Origin of the sequence: Paraburkholderia ferrariae NBRC 106233 (assembly GCF_000685035.1) — a bacterium.
Taxonomy (GTDB): Bacteria; Pseudomonadota; Gammaproteobacteria; order Burkholderiales; family Burkholderiaceae; genus Paraburkholderia; species Paraburkholderia ferrariae.
Genome location: NZ_BAYB01000046.1, coordinates 1 through 14,491 on the forward strand (window position 1 = coordinate 1; position 14,491 = coordinate 14,491).

Genomic DNA, 14,491 nt, shown 5'->3' on the forward strand with positions numbered 1-14,491 from the left:
GGACCGTTTTTGTCAACTGGGTGGTGTCGGCATTGCCGGGGGAACAAAACAACATGCCGCTTCATTCGCCACCAGTTAGGCGGAGACCATCCTTTCCCGGAAAACATTATGAAAATCGGTTATGCACGCGTTTCAACTCACGAACAAAGCCTTGCACTGCAACTCGACGCGTTGCGCGCGGCGGGGTGCAACGAGTTCTTCACTGACCACGGGGTATCAGGCACTGAGTTCTGCCGGCGTGGCCTGGATGCTGCGCTGGCTGCAGCAGAGAAAGGGGATACGCTTGTCGTGTGGCGACTGGACAGGCTCGGAAGGTCGCTGAGCAAACTGGTGGATCTGATTGGCCGCCTTGAAAGGCGGGGCATCGAATTCGTCTCGTTGAACGAATCCATCAATACGAGTTCGTCCGGTGGCGTCCTTATCTTCCACATGATGGCCGCGCTTGCAGAGTTTGAACGGAACCTGATCAGTGAGCGAACCCGCGCAGGCCTGGCGGCGGCGCGTGCCAGGGGAAGCAAGCTGGGTCGACGCCGGACGCTTTCGCCGGCGCAGCGGTCGCAGGCACTTGAACTGCTTCGTTACCAGTCGGCCGCCGAGGTAGCAGACCAGTTCAAGGTTCATCCCCGAACGATGCTGCGGCTGAAAGCGGCAGGAGCGTAAGGCCCCGGGGCGTCCTTATTGGCAGTCAGGTCCAGTTTGACTGCGCGGGGAAATGCGTCCGGTGTTGCGCGATTGCGACACCGGGAGAGGAACGGCGGACTTCGGCTCTAACGCTTCTGGCAACACCGACGATGCAGAGATCGGGTAAAGTGAATTTACGTCCTTCGAGGACTATCGCCAGCTATCGAGACACTTCCGTAACGTATTGATTTTCAAGTAAATACGTCGCGGCACCTATCGGTGGCTATCGCCGGCCAGCAAAAAAAGTTGGCGGTAGAGCTGACGGTAAAAATCGAGGCCGGATTAAGACATTCTCGTTCACTATTCAGACTTTTACCGTCTTTGACGGTAAAAGTCTTCTCGGGAAAGCTTGTTTTACGCGGCTTACCGACTGCTCGCCGTCGCGGCATCCTCGATGACTTGCGCCACTTCCCGCGGATGAGAAAGCATGACGACGTGGCTCGAAGGCACGGTGGTTGTCGTTGCCTTGATCTGGCGGGCCATGCTGGCTTCGTGCTCCGGCGCGATCATATGGTCGTTCGCCGCCACGATGTACCACGAAGGCTTGTTATGCCATGCCGCCTGGGTCGGCCGCGCCCCGAAGATGGAGGCTGCCGTCTGGGGTTGAACCGCGGCGAGAAGGGCTTTTTCTTCCGTGCTTAAATCCTGCGCCAGTCCGCTTTCGATGCCTTCCATCGACAGGCGCAGAAAGCCGTCGGCCAGCGGTTCGAGGTGATCCAGTCCCGGAGGCTTCGGGAAGCCTTGGGCGATCTCTCCGATCGACTGTCCCGCGTCGGGCGCAAAAGCCGCGGCATAGACGAGCCCGACGACTTTCGGGTCATTGCCTGCTTCCGTGATGACAACACCGCCGTAAGAATGGCCGACGAGGATAACCGGGCCATTCTGTATAGCGATAGCCCGCCGGGTTGCGGCAACGTCGTCTTCGAAGGAGGTGAGCGGGTTGCCAACGGAAGTCACCTGATAGCCCTTGGCTTGCAGCAGCGGGATGACTTTGGACCAGCTCGATCCATCGGCAAAAGCGCCGTGGATCAGGACGATGTTCTTTACCGGGACGGTTTGTGCCATGAGTGTTTCTCTCCGGGGAAGCAGCAGAAAAGGACGAGTCTTGAGCCGCGGAAACCCGCGGTAATTAAGCGAGATTCGACATGGCGGCTGCGTCGATTTTGCTGGAATTATCCGGAATCGCCGTTACCTCAAATTGCGGCGATTTGACGTTCCTTGCTTATTCTCGACAGTTTTTCCGGAACATCAGCGGCGCGGTTCCCACCGCCCGGCGGAACGCGCGTGAGAAGTGGCTTAAATCGTCGAAGCCGACACGGATACCGACTTCGGTAACGCTCAGGTTGCCGTTCTTGAGCAGCAGCCTCGCTCGCTTCATTCGGCAATCAAGAAGATACTGCCCGGGCGTCACGCCCAGGCTACCTTTGAATGCGCGAAGAAAGTGAAAGGGACTCAGTCCGGCGGCGTCAGCCAGATCGGACAATACGATGGGCTGACCGAGTCGTTCGTCAATGTAGGACTGGATAGCACGAATCTGCCGTGGCGCAAGCCGGGGACCGGCCTTTGATGATATCGCGGTAGCCCCCGCATGTTGACTCAGCGCCAGAACGATTGCCGTAGCGATATATTCCAGGGCGACGTTGCCCGGTGCGCTGGGTTGATGACTTTCGTGTCCCAACGCGCGCATCAGATGCTCGATTTTCGGTGGACATGCCGCCAGAGACTGAACGATCGGAACGGAATGTTTGCCGCCTGCGGACAGCACCAGAGTGTCAAGCTGGACTTGATCAAATGCCAGCGCCACTCCCTCCACCGCGCTTTCAAAACGGACGGCATGCCGGCTTCCCTGGGGCATGACCCAGAGAGAACCGGGACGCATCCATCTCAGCCCGGAGAACTCGGGGCTTTTAATTTCCGCTCGCGCAGCCGGACCGGTATAGAGAAAGAGATTGTGTTGTAGAAGCTCGCGTTCAGGGAAGTCCGTCGCTTCAATCGCGTGGTATTCCACATGCCATCCCCGTATAGCCAGATCGGGATGCCGTCTTGCGATATGCGGGACGATCGGAACGATCCGCGCGCCCTGTCGAACCGAAATGGAGTGGTTCATGCTTTTCCGTCTCGTCTATGGGGCGCGGAGCCGGCCGGGTCCCGCGAAAGTCAGATCCGGTTGTCCCACGCCGCGAGCTGTTGGACCTTCAGCATCTCTTCGACCGCCGTGGGCACGACGTTGCGGAACTTCCCCGCGTCGGCGGGCACGATCTCGATCATGCGATCGATCATTTCCTGGGCGTCGAGGTGCCCGAGCGGCGAAGCCAACGCCTCGTCGAACTGCGCACGCAGGTCGGCGCGCCGCGTGATGTTTTTTGCGTCGTCGAGCCACCGGAATGCCGTGTCGGCCATGGTTTCGTTAAAGCCCGTGTAAAAGGCGCCGGGGTTGATGGTCTGAACCTTGATGCCGTACCCGGACAATTCCTGCTGCAGCGCTTCGGCAATCGATTCCAGCGCATGCTTGGTCGACGCGTATACGCCCCAGTTCGCGGGGGAAAACAGCCCGCTCATCGACGACGTGAAAACGATCTTCGCCGGCTTCTTCTGCGCGATCCACTTTTTGACAAAGCTTTGTGTGAGGGTGAGCGGCAGGAAAACGTTGACCTCGTAGTTGTGGCGAACCAGGTCGAGCGGGATCTCGAAGACCGGGCCGCCTTCGCCCATGCCGGCATTGTTCCAGAGGACGTCGATATCCCAGCTCCCGGCAAAAGCCATATCGTGCGAATCGAACAGATCGAGTTTCTCGACCCGCAGGTTGGCGAGTCCGAGCGCCCTGGCTTTTTCGCGCAGCGGCGTGACCTGGGGCGAGCATTGCACGGTGGCAATGACGTTGTGACCGTTGCGCGCGAGACCGATTGCGGCCGCTTCGCCGAACCCGGAGCCGGCACCCGTGATGAGGATAGTCTTGGACATTGCGGATCGTTCCTGAATATAGGGATGGGATAACGACAAACAACAACTGCCCGATTGCCGAAACGCCTGCGACGCCGGCGAAACAGGCATGATGCAAAGAGCGGCGTGTGCCGCCGCCTTACCTGCCGTTAAGCGTTGCCGCTTCCGGCGCCAGCGATGCAAGAAATTGATCCAGCAACTCCGCTATGTCGCGTGGGGATTCAAGTGGCGACAAATGCCCGGTGCCGCGGAGCACGCGCATGACCGCATGAGGAATGCGGGCGAGCACCTCGGCCTCCAGCGTCGATACGCTGTCGACCCGATCCAGTTCGCCCGCAATCACAAGGGTCGGCACGGTAATCGCGCTCACTGCCGCCGAAATATCTTCCTGACCAACGGTTCTTTCAGCGATACAGACCGTGCCGCCCACGCCACCAAGAACGCGTCGATCGGACGTCTGCTCCGCGAGGCGGCCGCGCGATTCGGCGAACTTCCGGCGTTGCCTCTGTCTCCGGATGTTGCGGCGCTTGCTGTTGAAATCGGTTTTGCCTGCCTGAAGCTTGGCTACTTACAGGAAGGCCGCATCGATACCGTGATTCGGAACGAAGCTTTGCGGGCGGTCATGGCCTATCTCGATCAATGGCGGGACAACCACGAGTCCGCCTAGCTATTGGACGTGGACGAACTGTTAGCTGCTGTGGGAACAATCACGCCGTGCGAGGCGGAGACTGGAAAATATTTTCCGAGCGTCAGTCAGCCCATGGATGGACAGTGCGCTGAGCGGTGTGCACGCATCCTGATGCTGGAATTTCGGCAGGCGGCTGACAGGTGCTTCAGAAAGCTGCGAAACCGAACGTAGCAGTTGCGTAGAGCACGACAGTCGCAATCGACAGAAGCGCGATATGAGGTACCGGTCGGCGTATGAATGCTGCGGTCTTTTTCGCCGCAACGTCGACTTCCGCCGCGGCCGTATCCATTGACGCGACAAACCGTCGTTGCATTTGTTCCAGTGCTGTAACGTGTGCAGCCACGCTTCGCATGAGCGCACCGTCGTTGCCGGTCAACTGCTGGGCGACGTTTCACACGATTCCCGTTTGCGCATTTTTCGACGAGCTTACCGACCTGGGCGGAAGAGAGTCGGTGAGCAGTGCATGGTATCTGGCTGCTGTTTCGCGCTCGCGGGCAAGCGCAACTTTCCGGAAGTGCACTCGCTCAGATAGTTTAGGCAATATCGGTCATCCGGGCCTTTCAATGCATTCCGGATTTGCGGTGCAACTTCCCCGGAGTAGTAACCGATGCCATTGCTTCACTTGAGGCCCTGGGCGCAAAGGCCTGTCACGGGACAATCGAGGATCTGGAAATCCTGGGCCGGGCGGCTGCGGCTGCAGATGGCGTTATTCACACCGCCTTCACGGGCTTTCGCAAGCTGTTCGGTGGGCGCCCGACTCACATCGTCAAGCGATTCGCGACGGCGGCTGTCGAAGGGGAGCAACGTGCCATCGAGACGTTCGGCGGTGCACTCGGTGCAAGAAAGGGCGCGCTGGCCGTCGCCTTTCCGGCAATGGCCATGACGCCGGGGAAAGCAGCGCAGGAAACCGATGTCGCCGATCCCGACGCGGCAGGCGGCTCCAGGGTGCCATCCGAAAAGGCGGCATTGGATCTCGTCCGATCCGGCGTTCGCGCGCTGGTCGTCCGGTTGCCGCCGTCGGTACACGACGGGACCAGGTTCGGGCTCGTCACGCGGCTGCTCGAAATCGCGCGGAAAAAGCAGATGTCCGCCTATCCGGTGGAGGGGCTAAACCGATGGGCCGCTGTGCATCGGCTCGACGCATCGCGGCTGTTTAAATCAACAACAACTCGTCTACGGGTTCGACGGGCCTTGTTCAATGCACGAGCGACTCTCAGGCCGCGTCAGGGTGCGGCGCGTTACCGCTGTCGTGGGCAGCGTTCATCCAGGGGGGGTGGGGCGAAAATTCCGCCTTCAGAAATGCAACAAGTGCTTGAACGGGTTCCAGTTTGGTTTTGGAGTCCGGTAGCAACAGCCGAATCCAGAAATTCGGAATCCGATATTCATCGAGCACTGTCTGCAGCAGCCCCCCCTCGATCGCTTCCGCGACGATGTATGAGGAGAGCCGCGTGATCCCCATGCCCCGCATTACTGCGCGCAGCAACTGTTGGCCATCATTCGAGGTCAGCCGCGGTTCGACGTCGACGAGCATCGGCCCGGCCGGGCCCTCGAACGACCATGAACGTCCACTCGGCTCAAAGTTCAGCAGATCGTGTGCATGAAGGTCGAGCGGCGTGATCGGTCGGCCGCGAGATTCAAGGTACGCAGGTGTCGCGACTACGAGACGGCGAGACTCGCAAAGCCCGATCTCGGTCACTCCGCTGTAGGAGCCGGGTGCGAGGCCGATGGCAACGTCGAAGCCCTCCATTGCGGGGTTGACGGGCCTGTCGAGCACGACCAGTTCGAGCGTGATACCAGGGTTGAGTTCGAGAAAACGATTCAGCATATCGCCGAGATAAAGCGCGGTCAGCGTCGTCGGTGCCTTGATTTTGAGGTGGCCATGGACACGCAGCGGGCGTTTGTGTACCGCTTCCAGCACGTCTTCCATCTCGCGAACCGCACGCTGAATTGCCTGCCAGTGCCGCCGCCCTGCGTCCGTCAGCGTAATGCTGCGCGTGGTACGGCTGAAGAGCGCGAGGCGCGTATGGTCCTCCAACTGATCCACACGCTTCTTGATGACCGAGGTGGCGACACTGGCGCGCCGCGCCGCCTCCGAGAAACTGCCTGACTCGGCCACCAGAAGAAAAGCCCGCAAACACAAGAGTGCGTCCATTAATCACCTTACTCGATTTGAGAAAGATCTTCGCGAAAATCAGTGTATTGTATTTCATCTATTTCGATCGTTAAATACCCCTATTACGCCATTTCCGCTGAACCAGGCGAAATGGAAGACGAATGGGTGCGCCCGTTCGTATTTAAAATATTACGAAAAATCAAGGAGATATGATGACGCCCACAAACGACGCGTCCGCAGGCGACTACCGGTCAGCCGACTTCCCCTATGATCTCGACGCACTGGTCGACGACCGGGTTGCGGAAGGAATCTTTCGCGTTAGTCGCAAGGTATTTACCGATCGGGACATTTTCGAGGCTGAAGTCCTTCACATATTCGAGAGTACCTGGCTGTTCATCGGCCTCGAAAGCCAGATCCCGAAACCGCACGACTTCACCACCCTCGTGATGGGCCGACAGCCGGTGATCCTCATGCGCGATGCGAATGGCAAGCTCGGCGCTTTTTATAACACCTGCAAGCATCGCGGCGCGGTGGTTTGCCCGTATCGCAGTGGCAACCAGCGCGTGCACGTGTGCCGCTATCACGGCTGGACCTATGGCAGCGACGGTCGCAATTCAGGCGTAGCACAGTCGAAGGACGGACAGTATCCCGCTGCATTTGCCAAAGAAGACCACGGACTTACGCCAATCGCGAAGCTCGAAAGCTATCGCGGTTTCATCTTTGGAAGCCTGTCGGCCGATGTTCCGTCTCTACAGGAACATCTCGGCGAAGCCAAGGCCATTCTCGATCTCGTTGTTGACCAGAGCCCGCAAGGCGTCGAATACGTACCAGGCGGTGTGACCTATACCTTTGACGCGAACTGGAAACTGCAGTTTGAGAATGGTCTCGACTATTACCATTTCGCGACGACTCACGCATCTTATATGGATGTGACGCAGCATAGACTGAAGACCGGAGCGGTCGACCAGCCGAGGACATACGAAGACGCGGCTACCGAGGAGGCCGCGGGCAGCTACGGCTTCGAAAGAGGCCACGCACTGATGTACGCAATTCGCAAACAGGGCCGCGTTCATGTCCGACCGCTGGCCAACGATCCGGGCGCTTTGGAAGAGATCCGCGCGCGCGTAGGCGAGACGAAGGCGAAGTGGATGCTTCGGCAACGCAACCTGACGATCTATCCGAATCTGCAAATCGTCGACATCAGTTCCCAGCAGCTTCGAACCTGGCGGCCACTCGCACCTGACAGGACGGAGATGGTGTCCCATTGTCTGGCGCCTGTCGGAGAGGGCGAAGCGGCTCGCGAGATGCGCATCCGCAACTATGAGGACTTCTTCAATCCAACGGGTCTCGGGTCATCGGACGACAACCTGATGTACGAGTACGTGCAGGCCGGATATGAAGCGAGTGAAGCCGGCCATACGCAAGGCTACGTGCGTGGCCTGGGGGAGCCCGTCGCGCAGGCCGATCCGTTCGCGCGTGAACTGGGGATATCGCCGGAAAGCTGGGCATACGGACCGGTAACCTTTGGTGACGAAACCTGCATGCAGGGTGGCTATCGCGAATGGCGCCGTCTGATTGCGCGCGGACTTGAACGTCAGCGGGCGAACAACAAAGTCATCCCGGTCGCCAGCCAACCGTGTGAGAAGCCCTGATGAACCCTATTGAAAGCCAACACATTGCCGCGCGCGTCCTCGCGCTCGAGGGTTTGCACCTCGACCAGCAAAATTGGGATGCGTGGCTATCGTTGTATGCACCCGATTGCGAGTACTGGGTTCCGGCATGGCGAAGCGAACATGAACTCGTGAGCGATATCCGACGCGAGGTGTCGTTGATTTATCACCCCACGCGTTCGGGTCTCGAAGAGCGCGTGGTGCGGCTTCGGTCGCGCAAATCGGTTACCGCGATGCCGCTGCCGCGCACGGTGCACCACACCAGCAATGTACTTGTCGACGAAGTCACTTCCAGCACGATGTCGGGTACGGCGAGCTGGACGGTACACGAATATGACCCGCGAGTTTCGAAGCTGCTGTGTCATTCCGGGCGTTACGAGTATAGCCTGATGGCCGCCGCAGACGGATGGGTGATAAGCCGCAAGAAAATCGTGCTTCTGAACGATGTGATTCCAACAGTCGTCGATTTTTATAATCTCTAGGCCATGACGAGCGATCAATGGTTGTCCGTGCGAGTCGCGCGCAAGAGCGCTGAAACCGCCGATATCGTCACGCTGGAACTTGTCGACCCTGACGGTGGCATGTTGCCGGAGTTTTCCGCGGGCGCGCATATCGACGTGGAGTTGCCCGGTGGGTATATCCGTCAATACTCCCTCTGTAACTCTCCGCAGGAACGTCATCGCTATTTGATCGGAGTGTTGAATGACCGGGCGGGCCGGGGCGGATCGCGCTCCGTTCACGAAAATGTGCGTGAAACGGACATCGTCCGCATTGGCCTTCCTCGAAATCTTTTCGCGCTTGCAGACGACGCGTCCCGTAGCCTGCTTCTCGCAGGCGGTATCGGTGTCACGCCAATCCTTTGCATGGCGGAGGAGTTATCGCGGCGCGGCGAGGATTTTGCCATGCATTACTGCACTCGCTCCGTAGAAAGAACCGCGTTTCGGGATCGAATTCGCAGCAGCGCCTATGCCGAACGGGTGCAGATTCATTTTGACGACGGTTTGCCGCAACAGCGGCTGGATATGGCCGCACTGCTGTCACAGCCAGAAGACGGCACGCATCTATATGTTTGTGGTCCTAATGGATTTCTGGATGCGGTATTGAACATTGCGACGGCTTGCGGCTGGAAAGGCAGCCACATCCATTTTGAACGGTTCGCGGCAGCATCGGCCGATGTCGGGTCCGAGACTTCGTTCGACGTGGTGATCGCGAGTTCCGGACAGACGGTTCGCGTGCCTGCCGGACGCTCCGCGGTTGATACGCTGGCAGATGCGGGCTTCGTGATTCCGGTTGCGTGCCAGCAGGGTGCCTGCGGCACGTGCCTGACGCGCGTGTTGCATGGCGAGCCGGATCATCGGGACGTGTTCATGACGCCCGAAGAGCACGCAATGAACGATCGGTTCACACCCTGCTGTTCCAGGTCGAAGACAGACCTGCTCGTGCTCGATCTGTAGAGCCGAAGAGTTGCGACACATAAAACTAAAGGAGACACCCGTTATGCAGGATACGAAGCTTGCAACCGGTACGCCAACGCATATGGCGTACAGCACCACGGGATCGCGCAGGCGTTGGGCGATTCTCGCGGTCGCATGGGCAGCATTGCTGATGGCATTCGTCGACCGGTTGACATGGGCAAGCCTTGCTGCGGGAGTTGGTCATTCGCTGGGACTACCGGTGGCGAGCCTCGGCATATTCGTGACGGCGTTCTATGTTGGTTATGTGCTGTCGAATGTACTTGCGGGGATAGGCGCCGACAAGGTCGGGCCGAGCCGCATGCTGACGCTCGCGATGCTGCCGCTGGGCATCGGTACCTTTCTGTTCGGCTATACGACGTCGGTTCCATACGGCCTCGCGCTACAGGTGCTGATGGGGCTTGCAGCAGGCGCCGACTATTCTGCCTGCGTCAAGCTAACCGCGACCTGGTTCGAGTTCAGGCTGCGCGGACGGGCCATGGGAATCCTGATCACCGCGTCGTCTCTGGCGGTGGTGGTGACCAATGGGACTGTGCCAACGCTTGCGAACCGGATTGGTTGGGCGGGCGTCTATCAGACGCTGGGCGTCTGCACCATGCTGATTGCCCTGCTGTGCGGGCTTGTCCTGCGCGACGCCCCTGCAGCGGCTGGTTCCGCCAATGCGAAGTCGAACCTGGCGCTGGTCTGGCGCAATCGTGATCTCGTGTTGCTATCCCTCGCTGGTTTTGGCGCGATGTGGGGGACGTGGGGTTTCGCGTTTTGGGTCAACGTATTGATGATTAAGGGCCGCGGGCTGGACCCGGTGCTGGCTGGATTCGTGACGGCGATGTTCGGAACTGGTGCAATCGTTGCCAAGCCGGCAATCGGTCTGTTGTCAGACTGGCTCGGTGGCCGACGCAAGACGCTGGTGATCATCTGTCTGGCGAGCTTTGCGGTCATGCTCCTCGTGTTCGGCGGTCTGCACAGCGCACGGGCCTTCCTTGTGGCGGCGCCGTTGCTCGGAGTGGCCGCGTTCGCCTATTCGCCGCTGATGGCAGCAATGGTCGCCGAGGCGGCTGGCGCAGCAGCGATCGGATCGGTTACCGGGATCACCAACGCTTTCTGGCAACTCGGCAATCTGGCTGTGCCGCTCGCCGTCGGCGCCGTGTATGGAGCGAGCCACTCGTTCGTCGCGGCCTTTGTCACGCTGGCGGCCGGCCCGCTTGCAGGCACATGTCTGATGCTTTTGGTCAGGGAAACGCCTCGACTCTGACGTGCCGGGCGAAAAAGAACGCGGCGAGTTCGATACTTGGCTCTGACGCTAAATAACGGGAGAAAACGATACATGACGTTCGACGGCTTTGATTTAAGCGGGAAGGTGGCTGTAGTCACAGGCGCCGCGCAAGGAATCGGCAAGGCGTTGGCGATTGGCCTGGCTCAGGCAGGCGCAACGGTCGCCATAACCGACCGGCCTGATATGGACGGTCGCATGCGCGATGTGCAGGCGCAGATCGAGTCTGGCGGCGGCACTGCGCGTACCTACCATCTGGACGTGACGGCTACGCGCAGTATCCCATCGGTATTCGAGCGCATCGTTACTGATCTCGGGCACCTCGACATCCTCGTCAACAATGCCGGGACAGGCATAGCCTGTGCTGCCCTTGACGTCACCGAAGAGGAATGGGATCGCATCCTCGATCTCAATCTGAGGGGACAGTTTTTCTGCGCTCAGGCGGCCGCACGGCTGATGGCGACACAGGGTGGCGGGCGCATCATCAACGTGGCGTCGACGCACGCACTCATAGCGTTGCCGGATGGCGCTCCGTACATTGCGAGCAAGGGGGGCGTTGCGAGCCTGACCCGTTCGCTCGCGCTTGAATGGATTCCGCTCGGCATCAACGTCAACTCGATCGCGCCCGGTCCGGTGGAAACCGAATACAAGCTCGAGGTCGATGTCCGCCTTGGGCGCACCCCGGAATCAATCCGCCTCGACATGGAGAGGCGAGTGCCGTTGGCACGGCGACTCGATCCCGCGGAACTTGTCGGAGGTGTTATTTATCTGGCCTCGCCAGCCGCGGCAGCGGTGGTGGGACACATGCTGGTAGTCGACGGCGGTCAGGTAATTCACTGAAGATGCACTAAAAAACTACAGCAGGAGTCCATACTACATTACACACACATCGTCCCAAATAAGACGGGGGCGCAATTAATATAATACGGATAACTAATTAAGGAGACGGATATGCGGTCAATTTTCATGGGAACTTTGCGCTTCAGGACTGCTGCGGCGGTCACGGCATTCGCCGCTTCGCATGGCGTCATGGCGCAAAGCTCGGTTACGCTTTATGGGGTGGCGGACGACAGCCTCACCTATGTGAGCAATCGCGGAGGACATTCTTCAATCGCAATGTCGTCGGGCGGACGCGGCTCTTCAAAATGGGGATTCGTTGGCACCGAGGATCTGGGTGGGGGAGTTTCGGCATTTTTCAGGATGGAGAACGGTTTTGACATCAACAGTGGCCAGCTTGGTAACAACGGGCGGCTCTTCGGGCGCCAGGCGTTTGTCGGCCTGTCCAGCCCGTATGGCACCATTCAGCTCGGCAGGACTTACGATCTGATCGTGACGTACCTGAATCCGAATGCAGCAAGCGTGCGATTCGGCGGTGGGCTGATGTCCCACGCAGGAGACGCCGATAACATCTATGGCACCTATCCGATCAGCAATGCGCTCAAATTCGAGACGCCCATTTTAGCTGGAACGACATTTGGCGTTATTTATGCGCCGGGAGGTACGGCAGGCTCGTTCGCGGCCAACAGCATTTACGAAGTAGGCGTGAAGGGGACACAAGGTAACTTCTCCTTCGCGGCTGCCTATTCGCACGTCGATAATCCCGCCGTGACGTTGTGGGACAGCAGCGCGAGCGCCGTTGCTGGAGGAAGTTTCAGTAATCCTCTGTCCAACCGGATGTATTCCGGATATGCGTCCGCTAAATCCTATAGTGTGGGTGCGGTCTCGTTAGGCTATGCGCTTGGCCAGGCATCTATCGGGTTGATCGTGTCGGATACGCGTTACGCAGACGTTGTGCCGACTGCGACAACACCGTTGGCGGGCACTCATTTTCTGCGTAACGCGGAATTCAACTTTCTATATCAGTTGACACCTGCGTTGCTCCTCGGCGCCGGTGCCGATTACACGGAAGGGGAAAACTCTCACTACTGGCAGGCAAACAGCAGCGTGCAATATCTCCTCTCGAAGATGACTTATGTCTACGCCATCGCGGTGTATCAGCGTGCTTCAGGTATTGACTCTACCGGCAAGCCTGCCGTAGCCAATCTCTATGGTCAGACTGCTTCGACGTCGCCCAACGACATCGGGGTGCGAGTCGGCGTGCGGCATTCGTTCTAGATCGCGCAGGTGCAGGAATTTCGAAAGGAGAAGTCGTGAATATTTCGGGTGGGTATGACGTAGTCGTTGTCGGTGGCGGATCAGCTGGAGTTAGCGCCGCGGTAGGAGCCGCGCAGGCAGGTGGGCGCGTTCTTCTCGTCGAGGCGGCCGGATGCCTGGGAGGGGCTTCAACCATGCGCAATGTGTTGACTTACTGCGGCATCTACACATTGCAGGAACAGCCGCGCGTGGCAGTGCGAGGCGTGGCGGAAACAGTAATCGGCGCACTACAGGCGATGGGTGCCATTACACCGCCTCAACGTCATCGTGGAGTTTTTATGATCTTCGATCCGGAAGCAGTCAAGCTGGTGCTGGACCGGATATGCCGGGACGCCGGGGTTGACGTTCTGTTGCACGCTCTCATGACCGGGGCTGAGCGGGATGGCGGCTGTATCAGGAGAATCAGGATTGCAGATCATTCTGGAGAGCATTGGGTCGACGCGAAGACTTTCATTGACGCGAGCGGCGATTGCGATCTCGCCGCGTTTGCCGGAGCATCAACGCGATATGGGAACGCTGGGGCTGTCAATCTGGGGACCTTGGGGACGCGCTTTAGCGGCGTTGCCGCGAACGCGGATATCAGCGCGGCAAGCGTCCACGGCGCGATTTGCCGCGCTCTCAGCGACGATTCACGCAATCTCGCACGTAAGCTGACCAAGGATCAAAGCGTTATCGCTCGCCTTCCGCTTTCCGGCGATATCGTTGCCTATCTCGCGTCAGCTGATTACGATCCGCGGGACGCCGTGAGCCTTTCGAAGGCGGAGGCGAGTGGGCGCGAGCAGGCGTGGCAATACCTCGAGGTACTACGCTCATTGCCGGGATGGGAACGTGCGTTTCTGGCGAGTACCGGCCCGGATTTTGGCACTCGCGAGAGTCGGCATATCAATAGCATTGGTCAACTCAAATGGGCTGATGTCATGGCGGGTCGGCGTGCGGAAGACTCGATTGCAGTCGGCACGTGGGGCGTCGAATGGCATGACCGGGAAACCTTCGCAAGCAGCTTCGAGATGCCGCCGGCGGACGGCGCCTACGATATTCCGTTGACATGCCTGATGAGCGTGGACACACCAAATCTGTTCGCGGCCGGCCGTACCACCGACGGTGACAGGCAAGCCGGAGCAAGCGTGCGGGTGATGGGCACGGCGTTCGCGACGGGGCAGGCCGCTGGTGTTGCGGCCGCGCATCTCGCCCACCACGGTGTCGTTGACGCGCAAGCGGTCAGGACGCAGTTGCGAGTGCAGGGTGCGATTGTCGCGGCAAGTGACCTCTAGGAAGGCAGCACGAGGCGGGCGCCTTGTTCGGCGCCAGCCAGCCCAACCCGCTATAAATTTGGCTTGTCGGGTTGAACGAAGACGAAGGCGAATAGGCCGCACCAAACAGGCGGACCACCTGATGGCCGCACGAGTTATGCAGACCGGACGACCTGACCAGGTTCTCATGAGATGGAATGAACGCAAATCGACGTCTATGAGACGTGCGCGACAAAAGCCCCGTATTGCCTGC

13 protein-coding genes are annotated in these 14,491 nt (G+C 59.3%); 9 read left to right on the plus strand and 4 right to left on the minus strand.

The window, feature by feature from the left end; translation table 11 throughout:
- Positions 1–108: 108 nt before the first annotated feature.
- Entirely contained in the window at positions 109–660 is a 552-nt protein-coding gene (locus BFE01S_RS32950) for a recombinase family protein (RefSeq protein ID WP_028229162.1), read from the plus strand.
- Between the two features lie 384 nt (positions 661–1,044).
- On the opposite strand, the gene BFE01S_RS41170 is transcribed toward BFE01S_RS32950, so the two are convergent.
- The 3 genes from BFE01S_RS41170 to BFE01S_RS32965 all read right to left on the minus strand — a co-directional run bounded on the left by BFE01S_RS41170 (position 1,045) and on the right by BFE01S_RS32965 (position 3,804).
- Complete coding sequence (locus tag BFE01S_RS41170; RefSeq protein ID WP_084170346.1) at positions 1,045–1,746, minus strand: alpha/beta fold hydrolase; 702 nt, start codon at positions 1,744–1,746, stop codon at positions 1,045–1,047.
- A gap of 157 nt (positions 1,747–1,903) precedes the next feature.
- Positions 1,904–2,788 (minus strand): helix-turn-helix transcriptional regulator, encoded by an 885-nt coding sequence (locus tag BFE01S_RS42145; protein ID WP_052421058.1) that lies wholly within the window; start codon positions 2,786–2,788, stop codon positions 1,904–1,906.
- A 50-nt stretch (positions 2,789–2,838) separates the two neighbouring features.
- Positions 2,839–3,804 carry an SDR family oxidoreductase gene (locus tag BFE01S_RS32965; RefSeq protein ID WP_245621257.1) on the minus strand — a complete coding sequence of 322 codons (966 nt, stop codon included), beginning with the start codon at positions 3,802–3,804 and terminating at the stop codon, positions 2,839–2,841.
- Positions 3,805–3,808: 4 nt separating this feature from the next.
- Here BFE01S_RS32965 and BFE01S_RS42150 point away from each other — a divergent pair, with 4 nt between their 5' ends.
- Entirely contained in the window at positions 3,809–4,288 is a 480-nt protein-coding gene (locus BFE01S_RS42150; protein WP_156967245.1) for a hypothetical protein, read from the plus strand.
- A gap of 1,234 nt (positions 4,289–5,522) precedes the next feature.
- On the opposite strand, the gene BFE01S_RS32980 is transcribed toward BFE01S_RS42150, so the two are convergent.
- Entirely contained in the window at positions 5,523–6,461 is a 939-nt protein-coding gene (locus tag BFE01S_RS32980; protein WP_028229164.1) for a LysR family transcriptional regulator, read from the minus strand.
- A gap of 170 nt (positions 6,462–6,631) precedes the next feature.
- Between BFE01S_RS32980 and BFE01S_RS41185 the strand changes: the two genes are divergently transcribed.
- The 7 genes from BFE01S_RS41185 (at position 6,632) to BFE01S_RS33015 (ending at position 14,259) form a co-directional block, all read left to right on the plus strand.
- On the plus strand, positions 6,632–8,074 hold the full coding sequence (locus BFE01S_RS41185) for an aromatic ring-hydroxylating oxygenase subunit alpha (RefSeq protein ID WP_218002929.1): 1,443 nt from the start codon (positions 6,632–6,634) through the stop codon (positions 8,072–8,074).
- Positions 8,074–8,574, plus strand: coding sequence for an aromatic-ring-hydroxylating dioxygenase subunit beta (locus BFE01S_RS32990; protein ID WP_028229165.1), 501 nt, complete (start codon positions 8,074–8,076; stop codon positions 8,572–8,574). Before BFE01S_RS41185 ends, BFE01S_RS32990 begins: the two co-directional genes overlap by 1 nt.
- Before the next feature lie 3 nt (positions 8,575–8,577).
- Positions 8,578–9,546 (plus strand): PDR/VanB family oxidoreductase, encoded by a 969-nt coding sequence (locus BFE01S_RS32995; RefSeq protein ID WP_028229166.1) that lies wholly within the window; start codon positions 8,578–8,580, stop codon positions 9,544–9,546.
- A gap of 43 nt (positions 9,547–9,589) precedes the next feature.
- Positions 9,590–10,816: an MFS transporter gene (locus tag BFE01S_RS33000; RefSeq protein ID WP_218002930.1), complete on the plus strand. Its 1,227-nt coding sequence runs from the start codon at positions 9,590–9,592 to the stop codon at positions 10,814–10,816.
- A gap of 72 nt (positions 10,817–10,888) precedes the next feature.
- A complete protein-coding gene (locus BFE01S_RS33005) occupies positions 10,889–11,674 on the plus strand; it encodes an SDR family NAD(P)-dependent oxidoreductase (RefSeq protein WP_028229168.1) in 786 nt (261 codons plus the stop codon).
- 111 nt (positions 11,675–11,785) lie between these two features.
- Positions 11,786–12,949 carry a porin gene (locus BFE01S_RS33010; RefSeq protein WP_028229169.1) on the plus strand — a complete coding sequence of 388 codons (1,164 nt, stop codon included), beginning with the start codon at positions 11,786–11,788 and terminating at the stop codon, positions 12,947–12,949.
- A 35-nt stretch (positions 12,950–12,984) separates the two neighbouring features.
- Positions 12,985–14,259: an FAD-dependent oxidoreductase gene (locus tag BFE01S_RS33015; protein WP_281177421.1), complete on the plus strand. Its 1,275-nt coding sequence runs from the start codon at positions 12,985–12,987 to the stop codon at positions 14,257–14,259.
- Positions 14,260–14,491 lie beyond the last annotated feature (232 nt).